Here is a 16,316-nt window from a genome sequence, read left to right on the forward strand (position 1 = left end):
CCGGGTGGCTTGCCCGGGCCCCGCACCGCCCCCTGTTCGGTCGGGTGGCTCAGGCGGCGGCCTCGGTGGTGGCGCGCGGCGCGGCCGCCGGTTCCGTACCGGCCGGGTCGCCGGCCGGCGCGGCGGCGGGCCTGCTCGGGATGAGCGCGGCGACGACCGCCGCCACCAGGCCGACACCGCAGCCGATGAGCATGGCGACGCGGAAGCCGTCCTCGGACGGCAGCGCGTGGCCGCCCAGGGTGGTGGTCATCTGGGCGAGGACGACACCGATCACGGCGGCGGAGACGGAGGTGCCGATGGACCGCATCAGGGTGTTGAAGCTGTTGGCGGAGGCGGTCTCCTCCTGCGGGACGGCGCCCATGATGAGCGCGGGCATGGCCCCGTAGGCGAGTCCCACACCGGTGTTGCAGATGAGGGTCACCACGAGCAGGCCGACGGTGGTGCCCATCAGGGCGGGCGAGGATCCGTAGCCGACGGCGATGACGAGGGCGCCGACGGAGAGCGTGACCTTGGGGCCGCGGGCGGCGGAGAGTGTGGCGCCGAGGGGCGCGAGGACCATCATCATCAGGCCCGCCGGGGCCATCCAGAGGCCCATGGCCATCATCGACTGACCCAGACCGTAACCGGTCGCCTCGGGCAACTGGAAGAGCTGCGGAACGACAAGTGACTGCGCGTACATGGCGAATCCGACCAGGATCGACGCCAGGTTGGTCATGAGGACGACCGGGCGCGCGGTGACCCGCAGGTCGACGAGGGGGTCACGGGTACGGAGCTCCCACCGGCCCCAGGCGAGCAGGACGACCACGGCGACGGCGAGGAGGCCGAGGGTGGTGCCGCTGCCCCAGCCCCAGGTCGCACCCTTGGAGACGGCGAGCAGCAGGGCGACGAGCCCGACGCCGAGGCCGAGCGCGCCGGGTACGTCGAAGCGGCCGGGTGCGGCGGCTCGGCGTCCCGCGGGGGCGACGCGCCAGATCAGCAGGCCGACCACGACGCTGAGTGCGGCGGCGACCCAGAAGAGGACGCGCCAGCTGGCGTTCTCGGCGACGGCCGCGGAGAACGGCAGGCCGAGGGCGCCGCCGACGCCCATGGAGGCGCTCATGAGGGCGATGGAGCCGCCCAGCTTCTCGGGCGGGAGGATGTCGCGGAGCAGGCTGATGCCGAGCGGGACGACGCCCATGCCGAGGCCCTGGAGTCCGCGTCCGACGATCATCGGGACGACGGAGGAGGCGAGCGCGCAGACCACCGAGCCGATGACCAGGGGGATCACGGAGACGAGGAGGACCCGTCGCTTGCCGAGGGTGTCGCCGAGCCGGCCGGCCACCGGGGTGGCGACGGCGCCCGCGAGCAGGGTCGCGGTGATCACCCAGGAGGCGTTGGACGCGCTGGTGTCGAGCAGCTTGGGGAGGTCGCCGATGAGCGGCACCACCAGGGTCTGCATGAGTGCGGCCACGATGCCCGCGAGCGCGAGGACGCCGACGACGCCTCCGGGTCGGGCGTCGGGCTTGGTGCCGTCCACGTGTTCTCCCTCGATCGTCCACGGCGGTCGTCCACCATGGCTCTATATGCATAGTGCACACTGATGGTGTCATACACAAGGCATGCATGATGCACATCGGATCGCGGCGAGGGACAATGGCCTCATGGACAAGCCCGAGGACAAACCCCTTCACCTGGTCGAGTTCGAGACCATGCTGCTCGGTCGGCACGCCCATCTGTACGCGCCCCGCTCCCGGGCCGCCGGCGGCCATCTGGACCGCAGCGCCTACGTCCTGCTGAGCCGCATCCGCATGCACGGGCCGATGTCCATCGGGCAGCTCAGCGAGGCCTTCGGCCTCGACGCCTCCACCCTCAACCGGCAGACCGCGGCGATGCTGCGCGCCGGTGTCGTGGAGCGCATCCCCGACCCGGACGGCGGGATCGCCCGCAAGTTCCGCATCACGGAGGAGGGCGAGCGGCGCCTGGAGGCCGACCGGAACTCGAACATCGAGGGGCTCGACCGGGTCATGGAGAAGTGGTCACCGGAGGACGTGGCCCGCTTCGCGGCCTTCCTCGAACGCTTCAACCGGGACATCGAGCGCCTGGAGGGCCGACCCTGGCCGCGCCCCTGACGGGCCGGCCGTGACGCTCCGTCAGGACGTCACGCGCTCCCGGCGATCGAGCGTCGCGAGGGCCGTGTTGACCACGACGACAACGGCGAAGGCGGTCGCCCAGCCGGGTCGCCCCAGGGCGAGGAGGGCCGCCGTCGCGGCGCCGAACACCAGCGCCTTCACGGCCAGAACACCCGCCGTCGGCACCCGGAATCGAGCCTTCGGGGCGGCGAAGAGCCCCCACAGGACAGCGGCCGCCGTGGGCGCCGCGACAGCGAGCAGGAGGCGCGGAGCGATCGACTCCGCGCTCTCCCACCCCCACCACGCGAGGGCGGCGAGGGCGGCCAACTCCAGCAGGAAGGCCAGCAGTTCGTTGACCGCGTGCGGCGGGCCGGGCAGCTTCATCGCTCGCCTTCCTTCCTCACCGGCGTGACCCACAGAGGCGATCACACCTCCACACTTCCACACCTCCGGACTTCGTCAGAACCCTTTACGACGGGGAGGGGCAGCGATACGTTCCCGCCACGCAAGACGTTTCTGCAACTTTCCGACAGCGTTTCCAGAGGGCGTCGGCTCCCGCCCGGGGCAGAGCTCTGCCCGGTGACGCGCGGTCCTGCCTGGAGATCCGGATGACACGCACCCGCGGACTGACACGTACGCACAGACGCCTGCCCCTCGGGCCGACGGCCGCCCTGGCGGCCGCCGCCGGCGTCCTCGGCCTGGTGGCCGCGCCGTCCGGCGGGCCCTCCCCCGACGCCGGCCCGCGCATGGCCCCGGTCGCCGCCGGCGCCGAGAACACCGCCACGGTCTTCTACTGGACGAAGACCAGGAACTGGGCTCAGTACAAGATCCATTGGGCCCCGGACGGCGGCTCCTGGACCACCGTCCCCGGCGTGGCCATGGAGGCCGCCTGCACGGACTGGGTGAAGAAGACGGTCACCCTCGGCACGGCCACCGGCCTCCAGGCGGCCTTCAACAACGGCAACGGCACCTGGGACAACAACGGCGGCGCGGACTACGCGATCGGCACGGGCGTCAGCACCGTACGGAACAACGCGGTGACGGCGAACGCGGCCGACCCGTGCGCCGCCGAGGTGCCCGACACCCAGGCCCCGACCGTCCCCACGAAGGTCGCCGCGGTCGCGGACGGCCTCTCGGTCCTGCTCACCTGGGACCCCGCCACCGACACCAAGGGGGTGACGAAGTACCAGGTCACACGGGTCGGTGGCAGCGGTGGAACCGTCGTCACCGATGTCGGCTCCACCGTCTTCTCCGACACGGGCCTCGCCGCGCGGACGGCGTACACCTACACGGTGAAGGCCGTGGACGCGGCGGGCAACGTCTCCGCCGCCTCGGCGCCCGCGACGGCCACCACCGGGGACGGGCCGGCCACTCCCGCCACCGGGAAGCCCCTCGGCACCGACCCGCGGAAGGACCCCATCTACTTCGTCCTCACGGCCCGCTTCAACGACGGGGATCCGTCGAACAACCGCGGTGGCGGCCAGCACGTGAAATCGGGCAACGCCGCCCACGGCGACCCCATGTTCCGGGGCGACTTCAAAGGCCTCATCCAGAAGCTGGACTACGTCAAGGGCCTCGGCTTCTCGGCGATCTGGGTGACCCCTGTGGTCCTCAACCGGTCCGACTACGACTACCACGGGTACCACGGCTACGACTTCTACAAGGTCGACCCCCGGCTGGAGTCGGCGGGCGCCTCCTACCAGGACCTGATCGACGCCGCCCACGCCAAGGGCATGAAGATCTACCAGGACGTCGTCTACAACCACTCCTCGCGCTGGGGTGCCAAGGGCCTGTTCACGCCCACCGTGTACGGCGTGCGGGACAGCCAGTGGAGCTGGTACTACGACGAGAAGCAGCCCGGTTTCGAGTACGACGGCCTGACGATCGACGCGAAGACCGGCAAGTCGTACTACAACGGCGACCTGTGGTCGACGGCCGAGCCGGCCGGCAACACCTGCCTCAACTGGGGGAAGCCCACCGGCGGCAAGAGCGCCGAGGGCTACACGCTCTACAACTGCCAGTGGCCGAGCCCGACGTCCGGGATGTTCCCCAAGGCGCTCTTCCACCAGTGCTGGATCGGCAACTGGGAGGGCGAGGACTCCCGTTCGTGCTGGCTGCACGAGGACCTGGCCGACTTCGACACCGAGAACCCGGCCGTCCAGAACTACCTGATCGGCGCGTACGACAAGTACATCGACATGGGCGTCGACGGCTTCCGCGTCGACACGGCCGTGCACATCCCGCGCACCACCTGGAACCGTCGTTTCCTGCCCGCCATCCAGGAGCGGGTGACGCGGAGCCACGGCGCCGGGGCCGCGAAGAACTTCTTCGTCTTCGGCGAGGTCGCCGCCTTCGTGAACGACAAGTGGAACCGCGGCTCGGTGAACCACTCGGCGCAGTTCTTCACCTGGAAGGAGCGCAAGGAGTACGACGCGGACGACGCGAAGGCCGCGCTGGAGATGTACGCCTACGAGCAGCAGCAGGGCACGGGCGACCAGCCCACCTCCACCAACGCCTTCCTGAACGGCAACAGCTACCACACCCCCGACCACAGCCGCTTCTCGGGCATGAACGTCATCGACATGCGCATGCACATGAACTTCGGTGACGCCTCCAACGCCTTCTCCAACGGCAAGGACTCGGACGACAGTTACAACGACGCCACCTACAACGTCGTCTATGTCGACAGCCACGACTACGGCCCCAACAAGTCGAGCGAGCGGTACTCCGGCGGCACCGACGCCTGGGCCGAGAACATGTCCCTGATGTGGACCTTCCGCGGCATCCCCACGCTGTACTACGGCTCCGAGATCGAGTTCCAGAAGGGCATGAAGATCGACTGCGGTCCTTCCTGCCCGCTGGCCACCACCGGCCGCGCGTACTTCGGCGACCATGTCGCCGGCTCGGTCACGGCCTCGGACTTCTCCCAGGTCTCCGCCGCGTCCGGAGCGGTCGCCACGACGCTCGAACAGCCCCTGGTGAAGCATGTGCAGCGGCTGAACCAGATCCGCCGGGCGATCCCCGCGCTCCAGACGGGCCAGTACTCCACGGAGGGCGTCTCGGGCGGCATGGCGTTCAAGCGCCGCTACACCAGCGGAAGCACGGACAGCTTCGCCCTGGTCACGATCTCGGGCGGCGCCACGTACACCGGCATCCCGAACGGCACGTACACCGACGCGGTCACCGGCGACGTGAAGACCGCCTCCGACGGCACGCTCTCGGTCGGCGCTCCGGGCAAGGGCAACCTGCGGGTGTACGTCCTGAACGGTCCCGGCCGGATCGGCGCACCGGGCCCGTACCTGAAGTAGCACCTCCGGCTCGGGGGCGCCCCCTCCGAGCGCAACCTCCGGCCGGGCCGGTTCCCGCTACCCGAGCGGCGTGCGGTGCAGGGTGACGAGCAGACGCCAGATCTGATGGGCGATCCGGTCGGAGTCGCCCTCCACGAGGCCGTGCAGCCAGTCGGCGAGCACACCGGCGAAGGTGGCGGCCACGGCCGAGGCGATCAGCTCCGGTTCGGGGGCACCGGCCAGGCTGCGCTCGCGCAGGCTGCGGGCCCGCAGGTCCTCGTGGAGCACGAGGCCGAGCGGTCCGCCGCCGCCCGGCCGCAGCAGGGCGCGGTAGAGGCCCGCGTGCGGGGCGAGTGCGGCGAGGAAGTCGAGCAGCGCGGGCGGCGGGGACGCCGGGTCGGGGGTGCCGCGCCAGGCGTGCAGGGCGTCCACCGCGTCGCGGACCACGTCGGCGCAGGCGTCGACGGCGAGCGCCTCCAGATCGCCGTAGTGGACGTAGAAGGTGGCACGGCCGACGCCGGCCCGGCGTACGAGCGTGGCGATGGTGACGTCGGCCAGCGGGCGCTCGGCGCACTCGTCGAAGAGGGCCTGGCGGAGCCTGGCCCGGGTCCTGGCCGCCCGGGGGTCTCCCGGTGTCGCGGTCACGGCCGGGTCACCGGCTCAGCAGGACGGCGCCGAGGGCGAGCGCTCCCGGCAGCGCCTGGGCGACCAGGATGCGGCGGTTGGCGGTGACACCGCCGTACAGACCGGCGACGACGACGCAGGCGAGGAAGAAGACCTGGACCCGGAAGCCGGTCGGGTCGTCGGCGATGAGGCCCCAGACGAGCCCGGCGGCGAGGAAGCCGTTGTAGAGGCCCTGGTTCGCGGCGAGCGGCGCGGTGGCGCGGGCCATGTCGGCGTCGAAGCCGGAGAGGCCGCGCCCCGGCTTCTTCTCCCACAGGAACATCTCCAGAACCAGGATGTACGCGTGCAGGGCGGCCACCAGGCCCACCAGCACGTTCGCCGTCGTCTCCACCGTCGTCTCCTCCACGTTCATCTGTCCCGGATTTCCTGGACAGGTGTCCACTATACATGGACACCTGTCCAGGAAATCGGCTTGATCGGTCAACAGTGCGTAACGCGAACGGGCTTCTCGGACTGAACGCTTCCTTCCGCCTCGCGACTCTGGGATCTTGCGTCCACCCCACACATCACAGGGCCCGGCCGGCGCCACCCGCGCCACCGGGTCATCGGAGGACGCATTGTTTTCCCTCATATCCAGCCGGTTGAGAACGTCGGCCATGGCCGCCGCGGCGCTCGGTACGACCGTGGCGCTCGCCGCTCCCGCGGGATTCGCCCAGGCAGCACCGACCGACACGGAGCCCGTCGCGGCCCGTTCGGCGGGGGCGACGCGGAGCGCCACCACGACGACACCGGCAGCGGCTCCGGCCGCCTGGGCCGCGGGCACCCGCGCGTACCTGGTGATCACCGCCCCCGGCGGCACCTCGGCGGTCGGCGGCGCGGTCACGAGCAACGGCGGTTCGGTCTTCGCCACGTATGACGCGATCGGCGTGATCGTGGCGCACTCGACGTCCGCGTCGTTCGCCTCGGCGATGCGCAGCGTCGGCGGAGTCCAGCAGGTCGGCGCGACCCGCACCTCCGACGTCCCCGCCGACGCCTACAACCCGGCGCTCCCGGCGAACCCGTCGCAGTCGACGACGACGCTCACGGAGTCGAACCGCTGGGACATGACGCAGATCAAGGCCGAGCAGGCCTGGGCGGTCACCACCGGTTCGGCGACGGTGAAGGTCGGCGTCCTGGACACCGGCGTCGACGACCAGCACCAGGACATCGCGCCCAACTTCAACGCCGCCGACTCGGCCTCCTGCGCCTACGGCAAGGCGGACACGCGCGCGGGCGCCTGGCGCGACGTCGGCACCCACGGCACGCATGTCGCGGGCACGATCGCGGCCGCCAAGAACGGCAAGGGCGTCATCGGTGTCGCGCCGGGCGTGAAGATCTCCGCCGTCCGCATCGCGGAGCCGACCAGCAGCCTGTTCTTCGCGGAGAACACGATCTGCGGCTTCATGTGGGCCGGTGACCACGGCTTCAAGGTCACCAACAACAGCTACTACACGGACCCGTGGCAGTTCAACTGCCCGGACAACCTGGACCAGGCCGCCATCATCGAGGGTGTCCGCCGGGCGCAGGTGTACGCCGAGGGCAAGGGTTCGCTCCAGGTGGCCGCCGCCGGCAACTCCAACTACGACCTGGCGAACAAGACGACCGACTCCGAGAGCCCCAACGACTCGACCCCGGTCACCCGCACCATCACCAACGCCTGCATCGACATCCCGACGGAGCTTCCGGGCGTCGTGACGGTCGCCTCCCAGGCCAGCGGCGGCGCCAAGGCCTCGTACTCGAACTTCGGCAACGGCGTGATCGACATCGCCGCGCCGGGCGGTGACGGCTCCACCCAGGTGTACTCGACGCTGCCGGGCGGCAAGTACGGCAACATGAGCGGCACCTCGATGGCCTCCCCGCACGTGGCGGGCGTCGCGGCGCTGATCGCCAGCACCAACCCGACCTTCACCCCGGCGCAGATCCGGGACCAGCTGGGCGTCCAGGCCACGGACCGCGCGTGCCCCTCGGACACCCGCTGCAAGGGCACCACGACCAAGAACGGCTTCTTCGGTGAGGGCGCGGTCGACGCCCTGAAGGCCGTCGGGGGCAGCACCCCGCCGCCCGGCGCGTACTTCGAGAACCTCACCGACGTGACCATCGCCGACAACGCGACGGTTGAGAGCCCGATCACGGTCAGCGGCGTGACGGGCAACGCCCCGGCCACGCTGAAGGTGGGCGTGGACATCAAGCACACGTACATCGGCGACCTGAAGGTCGACCTGGTGGCTCCGGACGGCACCGTCTACACGGTTCACAACCGGACCGGCAGCGGCACGGACAACATCGTCCAGACGTTCACGGTCAACGCCTCGGCGGAGGTCGCGAACGGGGTCTGGAAGCTCCGGGTCAACGACAACGCCAGCCAGGACACGGGCAAGATCGACGCCTGGAACCTGACCTTCTGAGCCAGGCCTTCTGAGCCAGACCTTCTGACTGACCGTGACCCCTCGACGGGGCCGGAACCCACTGGGTTCCGGCCCCGTTCGCGTGTCCGCGGGAAAAAGTCCGTACCGAGGGGTAGGCCTGCCCGGGAACCTTGCTATACGTTCCGTCTAACAAGCTTGCTAGACGCTCAGTCTAATAAGTGCCCGAGCCGCCGATCGCGCGATCCAAGGAGCCGCACCATGGCACACAGCACCGTTCGCCCGGAGAACGAGGGTCAGTTCGACAGCTCCACGGCCGAGCGGCTGCTCCGGTCGGCCGCGAAGCTGTCGTACGACCCCGCCGTCGAGGTCGACTGGGACACCCCCCTCGACAAGGACTTCCACGGCCAGAGCCCCGAGTGGAACTCCCTCTACGGCACGGCCTACTGGAACGAGATGACCGAGGAGCAGCGCAAGGAGCTGACCCGGCAGGAGACCGCCTCGGTCGCCAGCACCGGCATCTGGTTCGAGATGATCCTCCAGCAGATGGTGCTCCGCGACATCTACCGCATGGACCACACCGACCCCCGGTTCCAGTGGGCCCTCACCGAGATCGCCGACGAGTGCCGGCACTCGATCATGTTCGCCCGGGGCTCCCAGAAGCTCGGCGCGCCCGCCTACCGTCCCAGGCGGGCCGTCCTCGAACTCGGACGCTTCATGAAGACCGTCGGCTTCGGCGAGGCCGCGTACGCCGGCATCCTCGTCGCCGAGGAGGTCCTCGACGTGATGCAGCGCGACTGGATGCGCGACGAGCGGGTCGTGCCCTTCGTCCGCACCATCAGCAACATCCATGTCGTCGAGGAGTCCCGGCACATGAAGTTCGCCCGGGACGAGACGCGCCGCGCGCTCGCCCGCGCGAGCCGGGCCCGCCGGCACTTCCAGGCGCTCGTCGTCGCCATCGCCGCGTACTACATCATCACCAGCCTGGTGAACCCGGAGGTGTACGTGCGGGCCGGACTCGACCCCGAGCGGGCCCGCCGCGAGGCCGCCGCCAACGAGCACTACAAGGCGCAGCTGCGCGCCAGTTGCTCCGGACTGATGGAGTTCCTGGCCGACGTCGGGATGCTGACCCGGCCCGCGCTCTTCTTCTACCAGCGCGCCCACCTCGTCTGACCCCTCCGAGCCGAGCAGAGCAGAGCCGACGACATGACCTACGCGATCACCCAGACCTGCTGCAACGACGCCACCTGCGTCGCCGTCTGCCCGGTCAACTGCATCCACCCGACGCCCGAGGAGCCGGACTTCGGCACCACGGAGATGCTGTACATCGACCCCAAGGCCTGCATCGACTGCGGAGCCTGCGCCGACGCCTGCCCCGTCGACGCGATCTTCCCGGCGGACCGGCTCACCGGACGGCTGCGGGAGTACGAGGCCGTCAACGCCGCCTACTACGCCGGCCGGACACCCGAACCGGCCCTCGCCTCGCCCAACTTCCACCCGTGGGGCGAGCCCTCGTTCCCCCGCTCCCTGCCGGCCGACTTCGCCCCGCTGCGCATCGCGGTCGTCGGCACCGGACCCGCGGGCATGTACGCCGCGGAGGACCTCCTCCTGCACACCAACGCCGAGGTCACCCTGATCGACCGGCTGCCCGTGGCCGGCGGACTCCTCCGGTACGGCGTCGCACCGGACCACCCGGCGACCAAGGGAGCCGGGGAGACCTTCGCCCGCTTCCACACCCACCCCCGGGTCCGGATGCGGCTGGGGGTGGACATCGGCAAGGAGGTCACGGTCGAGGAACTCGCCGCGCACCACGACGCGGTGGTCTACGCGGTGGGCGCGCCCTCCGACCGGCGGCTCGGCATCCCCGGCGAGGACCTGCCGGGCAGCGTCTCCGCCACCTCCGTCGTCTCCTGGTACAACGCGCACCCCGAGACCGGCGCGGACGCCGTCCGGCTCACCGCCGAGCGGGTCGTGGTCGTCGGCAACGGCAACGTGGCCCTCGACGTGGCCCGGGTCCTCCTCACGGACCCCGAGACCCTCGCCGGAACGGACATCGCCGACCACGCCCTCGCCGCCCTGCGCGGCACGCCCGTGCGCGAGGTGGTGCTGCTCGGCCGCCGGGGCCCCGAGGACGCGGCGTACACGAGCCCCGAACTGCTCGCCCTGAAGCACCTCCCGGGCGTGGACCTGGTCGTCGACGACCGGGACCCGCGCACCGGCGCGAGCGTGGACGCGGCGGCGGACGGGGCGAAGGCCGCCCTCCTGCGGGGCGTCACGCGGGAGACGGTGGACTGGACGCGGGCCCCGGCGCCGGGGCGGCGCCGGATCGTGCTCCGCTTCCACTCCGCCCCCGTCGAGGCCGTCGGTTCCGGCGCCGTCCGCGCGGTCAGGGTCACGGAGGACGGATCGCCGTCCGGTACGGAGATCGAGGCGGGTCTGCTCGTCAGGGCGATCGGCTACCGGGGGGTCCCGCTGGCGGGGCTGCCCTTCGACGAGGCGACCGGCACGGTGCCGCACGAGGCGGGGCGGGTGGCCGGGCTGCCCGGCGGCTATGTCGTCGGCTGGATCAAGCGCGGACCCACCGGTGGCATCGGGGCCAACCGGGCCTGCGCGGAGGAGACCGTCGGGACGCTGCTCGCGGACGCCGTCGCCGGTGCGCTGCCGAAGCCGACGGGCACGGCACAGGAGTTCCGCCGTCTGGCGCGGAGGCGCAGCCGCCATCTCGTCGACGCGCGCGGGCTCGCGGCCATCGACCGGGCCGAGCGGGCGAAGGGGCGGGACGCGGGACGCCCGCGGGTCAAACTCGCCACGGTGCCGGAGCTCGTCGCGGCGGCGCGGGGCGGTCGCCTGCGCCTGAAGGTCTGAACGTCCACAGGTCTGCAGGCCGGTCTGCCTGTAGGTCAGATGGTCCGAGGGTCCGGCCCGGGACGGCGGGCCGGCGATCCGTCGCGACGTGGGACGTCAGGCCACCAGGTCCAGGGCCTGGCGGACCACGATCGCGTTGAGCCGGACCGCGAACGGCACGATGTCCGTCAGCTCCAGGGCGACGGCCCGCGCCTTCGGCAGCTCGACGGTCACGTCGACGCAGAAGGCCAGGGCGTACATGTGCTCCCCGGTCTCCTCGTCCTGCAGGGCGAAGAACAGGTCCCGGTAGAACCGGGTCCGCTCCTCCGACTCCTCGTAGAAGGACAGACCGGGCCGCCCCTCCTGCGCGGCGAGGCCGGTGAAGGCCTGGACGAGCTCCCGCTCGACGGTGGCCCAGAACCCGGCCTCCGCGCACTCCGGCGGAAGGGCCTGCCGGACGGCCTCCTTGAGGGAGAGGACCATGACGAGGACGGGGGCGTACTCCTGGAGCCCCCAGCCCCGCACCATCTTCACCACGGTGCTGTCCGGGACGGCCGCCGCGGCCTCCCGTATCGCCTCGAAGTCGAAGTTGACGGTCGCCGGCGCGATCGCCTGCTGGAACACCCGGTCGATGGACCGGGCCTGCGCGAGATGGTCCGGTCCCACCTCGACGACGGTCCTGAAACTGGCGGCCAAAGCTCCTCCTGCGTGATCTCGATGATCAGGAGGGGTCAGTATGCCGAGCACCCGCCCGTCGGAGCGGGCCGCGTCCGCCGTACGGACGGGCAGCGGGTCAGGACCGCTTGCGGGGCTTCCCGCCGGTCCGGCCCCGGCCGGAGCCTCCGGCTCCGCCGGGCTTCCGGCCCGCGGACTTGCCCGCCGTGCGCGAACCGGCACCGGGCTTCCCGGACCGGCCGGGTGTGGCGCCGGACTTCCGCTGCTTCTGGTCCTTCGGCTGCTTCTGGCCCTTCTGGGCCTCGGCGCGGCGGCCCCGGGTGCTGTTCACCGTGCGGCCGCGCACGATGCCGATGAACTCCTCCACCAGGTCGGGCGCCTCGTCCGCGGCCCGCCAGGACAGGGCCACCCGCGACTGCGGGACCTCGGTCAGCGTCCGGTAGGTGAGGTCCTTGCGGTGGTGCAGCCGGGCGAGCGACTGCGGCACGGCGAGTACGCCGACGCCCGCCGCCACCAGTTCGATCGCGTCGGCGGTCGTCGCGGGACGCTCGTTCGCCGGGAGCCCGGGCAGCTGCTCCCAGCCGAGGGTGTCGTCGAGCGGGTGCAGGACGAGTTCCTCGGCGAGGTCCTCGACGGTGACCTCCTCCGCCGCCGCGAGCAGGTGGTCCTTGGGGATGACGACGACCGTCGTCTCCGTGTAGAGCGGGATGGCGCTCAGATCGTCACGGTCGACGGGGAGCCGGACCAGACCGGCGTCGGCCGCGCCCTCCCGGAGGGCGCCGAAGGCCTCGGCGGGCGTCAGGGCGAGCAGCGTCAGGGGGACGTCGGGCAGGCGCTCGTTCCACACCCGCACCCACTTCGAGGGCGTCACTCCGGGCACGTAGGCGAGCCTGAAGGAGGAAGGGGAGGGGGAGGGCGAAGAGGGGAGGGAAGAGGGGGAATCCGCAGGGGAAGCGTCCGAGCCTGTCACCCCGCCAGGTTACCGGTAGCTGCCGTGGTCGGAACTCGCCCGCACGCTCGATACCCTTGACACCATGACGTCGCACCAGAGCACCCAGACGATGAAGCCCGCCACCGCGGCGAAGAAGCTGGGTGTGTACCTCGAGGCCACCCCCGCAGAGTTCCAGGAGGGTGTCGTCTCGCGCACCGAGCTGAACGAGCTCCAGGCCAACCCCCCGGCCTGGCTCCAGGAGCTCCGGAAGAACGGTCCGCACCCCCGCCCGGTGGTCGCGCAGCGGCTCGGCATCTCCATCGCCGGTCTCGCCCGCGGCGGCATCACCGACCCGCTCACCACGGAGCAGATCGAGGAGCTCCGGCAGGAGCTCCCCGAGTGGCTGCAGAAGGAGCGCTCCACCCAGGCGGAGGTCCGCAAGGAGACCGTCCGCATCAAGGAGCGCGACGCGGAGCGCGCCGCGCGCCGCGAGCAGGGCGCCTGATCGCCTCACCGCCGACAGGGCGCCTGACCGCCTCACCGCCGGACCGGTCCCGATGGTTCTCGCCGTCGGACCGGTCCGGCGCTGTTCTCGCCGGTCTCCCGCCGTTCTCACGCCCGCCGGATCCGGTGCCGGTCTCCCGCCGGGCGGGGCGTGACCGGCCCTGACCGGTGTGGCGCGCGCCCGGCCGCGGGAGTCATTCCCCCATGAGTGACACGAACACCGCGTCCGAGCCGCCGGTCGTCGTCGGCGTGGACGGGTCCGAGCACAGTCTCCGGGCCCTCGCATGGGCCCTGAGCGCCGCCGAGCACCTGGAGGCGCCGCTGGTCGCGGCCCACGTGCGCTCCGACGCCCTGCAGCTCGGCGCCGCCCGTATCGCCTCCCTCGGTCCGTCCCCCGAGCTGCCCGACGCGGTCATGGACGCGGTACGGACGGTCGTCGAGGGGCGCGGGCACGGCATGCCCGTCCGGTACGAGTCGCTCGACGGCTCCGTGACCGACGCCCTGCCGGCGGCGGCCCGGGGCGCCCGGCTCCTGGTGACCGGCTCCCGCGGGCACGGCGGCTTCGCGAGCCTGCTGCTCGGCTCGACCAGCCGTACGCTCGCCGCGACGGCGCCCTGCCCGCTCGTCGTCGTCCCGCACGAGGCGCGTGCGGCCGCCCTGGAGGGCGGGGCGGAGGCGGGCCGGGTGCTGCTCGGACTGCATCCGGAGGAGACTCCGGACGAGGTGGTGGCCTTCGCGTTCGAGGCGGCGCGGCAGCGGGGCGTACCGCTGGAGGCCGTGACGGCCCTCCGGCTGCCGCCTCAGCCGACCAGCGTCGTCGTGGCCCCGGCCCCCGCGCTCCAGGTACCTCCGGCCCTGCCCGTCGCCGGCCGCGCGGAGGCGTTCGTGCGGGATGCGGCGCGGGAGCAGGAGGAGCGGCTGCGGCCCTTCGTCGCGCGCCGGCCGGAGGTCGAGCTGGTCCCGTCGGTGGTGCCGGGGGACGCGGCGGGCCTTCTCGTGGAGGGCTCGCGGGACGCCGGTCTGGTGGTGGTGGGCCGGCACCACCGGCATCGGTTCGGCTCGCTGCTGATCGGCTCGGTCGCCCACGCGGTCCTGCACCACGCGCACTGTCCCGTCGCGGTGGTTCCGCCGGTGCCCCCGGCCTGACGGATACGTCTCCGCCGGCTCCGTGACGCCGTGGGGGCGCGGGGAACGCCGCGGGGAGACGGGGTGACACGAGTACCGCCGAAGGGGCCGCGGCCGCCCGCATGGTGCGGCTCGGGCCGCATCGCTCCGGGGTGGGGGAGCTGCCGGGCGACCCCCTGCGGCTCGCTCAGGCCGGGAAGGTGCGGGCGAGCCGGAAGCCCACGTCGTCGATGCGCAGGGTCGGGTGGCTGCGGCGGCGGACCGAGGCGCGGCAGCTCCAGTGCTCGTCGAACCAGCCGCCGCCGCGCAGCACCCGGTAGCTGCCGTAGACCTCGGGGTCGTACACGTCCCAGCACCACTCCCAGACGTTGCCCAGCATGTCGTGGAGGCCCCAGTCGTTGGGCCGCCGGCCGCCGACCTCGTGGAGGCGTTCGCCGGAGTTGCCGCGGTGCCAGGCGATCTCGTCGAGCGGGCCGTAGCGGGCCTCGGTGGTCCCGGCGCGGCAGGCGTGTTCCCATTCGGCCTCGGTGGGGAGGCGGTAGCCGTCGGCGGCCGGGTCCCAGTCGGGTGCCTCGGCGTCGGTGTCGTCCGCCGGGACGCGGTAGGCGGGCCGGAGTCCCTCGTGTACGGACAGTGCGTGGCAGAAGCGGACCGCGTCGCCCCAGGACACCCCTTCGACCGGCAGCCGGTCGCCGTGCGCGCTGCTCGGTCGCGTGCCCATGACCTGTTCGTACAGTCCCCGTGTGACGGGGACGGCGCCCAGGACGAAGGCGCCGACGTCCACCGCCCAGCGCCGCTCCGTGCGCCGGTCCGAGAGCGTGACCCGGCCCGCCGGCACCTCGATCATCGCGTGGTCCCCCTGTGTCCTCATGGCCCGATGGTCGCAGCATTCGGAACGGCCGCGTCGTGTCACCGAGCGGGCGGGGGCGAGCGTGGCTAGCGTGGCTCACAGGAACACATCATCGAATCGGAAACGGGAGTCACCGTCATGGCCGTACGACCTGAGGGCACGCCTGTCTGGGCCGACGCGATGTTCAAGGACGTCGAGGTTGCCAAGACGTTCTACGGCGACGTGCTCGGCTGGACCTTCGGCGAGTCCTCCACGGAATATGGCAACTACACGCAGGCGTACCGGAACGGGAAGGCGGTCGCGGCGGTCGTCCCGCCGATGCCGGGGCAGGACGACGGTGAGGCGCAGTCGGCCTGGTGTCTGTACTTCGCCTCGCCCGACGTCGCCGCCACGGCGGAGAAGATCAAGGCCGCGGGCGGAACCATCCTGATGGAGCCGATGCAGGTCGGCGACTTCGGGTCGATGTGCATCGCGCTGGACCCGGCGGGCGCCGCGTTCGGCATCTGGCAGGCGGGGCGGCACGAGGGCTTCGAGCTGGAGGGTGAGAGCGGCGCCTATGTCTGGGCCGAGGTCTTCACCCGGGAGCCGGCGAAGGCCGACGCCTTCTACACGGCCGTCTTCGGCTACAACTCGAAGAAGATGCAGGACGAGGACATGGACTACCGGGTCTTCGACCTCGGCGCCGACCCGGTGCTCGGGCGCATGGCGATGACGGCGGAGGACTTCCCGCCGGAGATCCCCTCGTACATCCAGGTGTACTTCGCCGTCGACAACTGCGACAAGGCGGTCGAGGCGGCCGAACGCCTCAACGGGCGGAAGGTGTTCGGGCCGATGGACAGCCCGTTCGGCCGCTTCGCGGCGATCCTGGACCCGCAGGGCGCCGCGTTCGCCGTGATCGACGTCAGGACCACCGTCGGCGAGATGCCCGAGATGGTCTGACCGGTACGGGAGACCGCGAGCCGCCCC

At 71.8% G+C, this 16,316-nt stretch carries 15 protein-coding genes; 8 read left to right on the forward strand and 7 right to left on the reverse strand.

Annotated elements, in window-relative coordinates:
- Positions 1 to 49: 49 nt before the first annotated feature.
- The gene (locus tag ACIP84_RS03875) at positions 50 to 1,516 is read right to left on the reverse strand and encodes an MFS transporter (protein ID WP_401794132.1); all 1,467 of its coding nucleotides are present in this window, start codon (positions 1,514 to 1,516) and stop codon (positions 50 to 52) included.
- Positions 1,517 to 1,640: 124 nt separating this feature from the next.
- On the opposite strand from ACIP84_RS03875, the gene ACIP84_RS03880 reads away from it, so the two are divergent.
- Entirely contained in the window at positions 1,641 to 2,108 is a 468-nt protein-coding gene (locus ACIP84_RS03880) for a MarR family transcriptional regulator (RefSeq protein ID WP_355964287.1), read from the forward strand.
- 21 nt (positions 2,109 to 2,129) lie between these two features.
- On the opposite strand, the gene ACIP84_RS03885 is transcribed toward ACIP84_RS03880, so the two are convergent.
- Positions 2,130 to 2,492, reverse strand: a complete 363-nt coding sequence (locus ACIP84_RS03885) for a YrdB family protein (protein WP_401794134.1) — start codon at positions 2,490 to 2,492, stop codon at positions 2,130 to 2,132.
- A 224-nt stretch (positions 2,493 to 2,716) separates the two neighbouring features.
- On the opposite strand from ACIP84_RS03885, the gene ACIP84_RS03890 reads away from it, so the two are divergent.
- Positions 2,717 to 5,416, forward strand: coding sequence for an alpha-amylase family glycosyl hydrolase (locus ACIP84_RS03890; RefSeq protein ID WP_401794137.1), 2,700 nt, complete (start codon positions 2,717 to 2,719; stop codon positions 5,414 to 5,416).
- A 57-nt stretch (positions 5,417 to 5,473) separates the two neighbouring features.
- On the opposite strand, the gene ACIP84_RS03895 is transcribed toward ACIP84_RS03890, so the two are convergent.
- Positions 5,474 to 6,040 (reverse strand): TetR/AcrR family transcriptional regulator, encoded by a 567-nt coding sequence (locus ACIP84_RS03895; RefSeq protein ID WP_401794140.1) that lies wholly within the window; start codon positions 6,038 to 6,040, stop codon positions 5,474 to 5,476.
- Between the two features lie 7 nt (positions 6,041 to 6,047).
- Positions 6,048 to 6,410, reverse strand: a complete 363-nt coding sequence (locus tag ACIP84_RS03900) for a DUF1304 domain-containing protein (protein WP_355964331.1) — start codon at positions 6,408 to 6,410, stop codon at positions 6,048 to 6,050.
- Between the two features lie 265 nt (positions 6,411 to 6,675).
- On the opposite strand from ACIP84_RS03900, the gene ACIP84_RS03905 reads away from it, so the two are divergent.
- From ACIP84_RS03905 to ACIP84_RS03915, 3 genes are all read left to right on the forward strand, one after another.
- A complete protein-coding gene (locus tag ACIP84_RS03905; RefSeq protein ID WP_401794143.1) occupies positions 6,676 to 8,463 on the forward strand; it encodes a S8 family peptidase in 1,788 nt (595 codons plus the stop codon).
- A 219-nt stretch (positions 8,464 to 8,682) separates the two neighbouring features.
- Entirely contained in the window at positions 8,683 to 9,594 is a 912-nt protein-coding gene (locus ACIP84_RS03910) for a diiron oxygenase (protein WP_319314301.1), read from the forward strand.
- 33 nt (positions 9,595 to 9,627) lie between these two features.
- Positions 9,628 to 11,286, forward strand: a complete 1,659-nt coding sequence (locus ACIP84_RS03915; RefSeq protein WP_401794146.1) for an FAD-dependent oxidoreductase — start codon at positions 9,628 to 9,630, stop codon at positions 11,284 to 11,286.
- A gap of 96 nt (positions 11,287 to 11,382) precedes the next feature.
- Here the strand turns inward: ACIP84_RS03915 and ACIP84_RS03920 are convergent, their stop codons facing one another.
- Both ACIP84_RS03920 and ACIP84_RS03925 read right to left on the reverse strand, forming a co-directional pair.
- Positions 11,383 to 11,961 (reverse strand): Type-2Aa cytolytic delta-endotoxin, encoded by a 579-nt coding sequence (locus tag ACIP84_RS03920; protein ID WP_355964281.1) that lies wholly within the window; start codon positions 11,959 to 11,961, stop codon positions 11,383 to 11,385.
- A 97-nt stretch (positions 11,962 to 12,058) separates the two neighbouring features.
- On the reverse strand, positions 12,059 to 12,910 hold the full coding sequence (locus tag ACIP84_RS03925; protein WP_401794149.1) for a LysR family substrate-binding domain-containing protein: 852 nt from the start codon (positions 12,908 to 12,910) through the stop codon (positions 12,059 to 12,061).
- Positions 12,911 to 12,974: 64 nt separating this feature from the next.
- Here ACIP84_RS03925 and ACIP84_RS03930 point away from each other — a divergent pair, with 64 nt between their 5' ends.
- On the forward strand, positions 12,975 to 13,376 hold the full coding sequence (locus ACIP84_RS03930; RefSeq protein ID WP_355964279.1) for a DUF5997 family protein: 402 nt from the start codon (positions 12,975 to 12,977) through the stop codon (positions 13,374 to 13,376).
- A 203-nt stretch (positions 13,377 to 13,579) separates the two neighbouring features.
- Positions 13,580 to 14,521 (forward strand): universal stress protein, encoded by a 942-nt coding sequence (locus ACIP84_RS03935; RefSeq protein ID WP_401794152.1) that lies wholly within the window; start codon positions 13,580 to 13,582, stop codon positions 14,519 to 14,521.
- Positions 14,522 to 14,687: 166 nt separating this feature from the next.
- On the opposite strand, the gene ACIP84_RS03940 is transcribed toward ACIP84_RS03935, so the two are convergent.
- Positions 14,688 to 15,371 (reverse strand): formylglycine-generating enzyme family protein, encoded by a 684-nt coding sequence (locus tag ACIP84_RS03940; protein WP_401794155.1) that lies wholly within the window; start codon positions 15,369 to 15,371, stop codon positions 14,688 to 14,690.
- 117 nt (positions 15,372 to 15,488) lie between these two features.
- Here ACIP84_RS03940 and ACIP84_RS03945 point away from each other — a divergent pair, with 117 nt between their 5' ends.
- Complete coding sequence (locus tag ACIP84_RS03945) at positions 15,489 to 16,289, forward strand: VOC family protein (RefSeq protein ID WP_355964276.1); 801 nt, start codon at positions 15,489 to 15,491, stop codon at positions 16,287 to 16,289.
- The last annotated feature ends 27 nt before the right edge of the window (positions 16,290 to 16,316 follow it).

The organism is Streptomyces sp. NPDC088707 (assembly GCF_044752725.1).
Classification (GTDB): Bacteria; Actinomycetota; Actinomycetes; order Streptomycetales; family Streptomycetaceae; genus Streptomyces.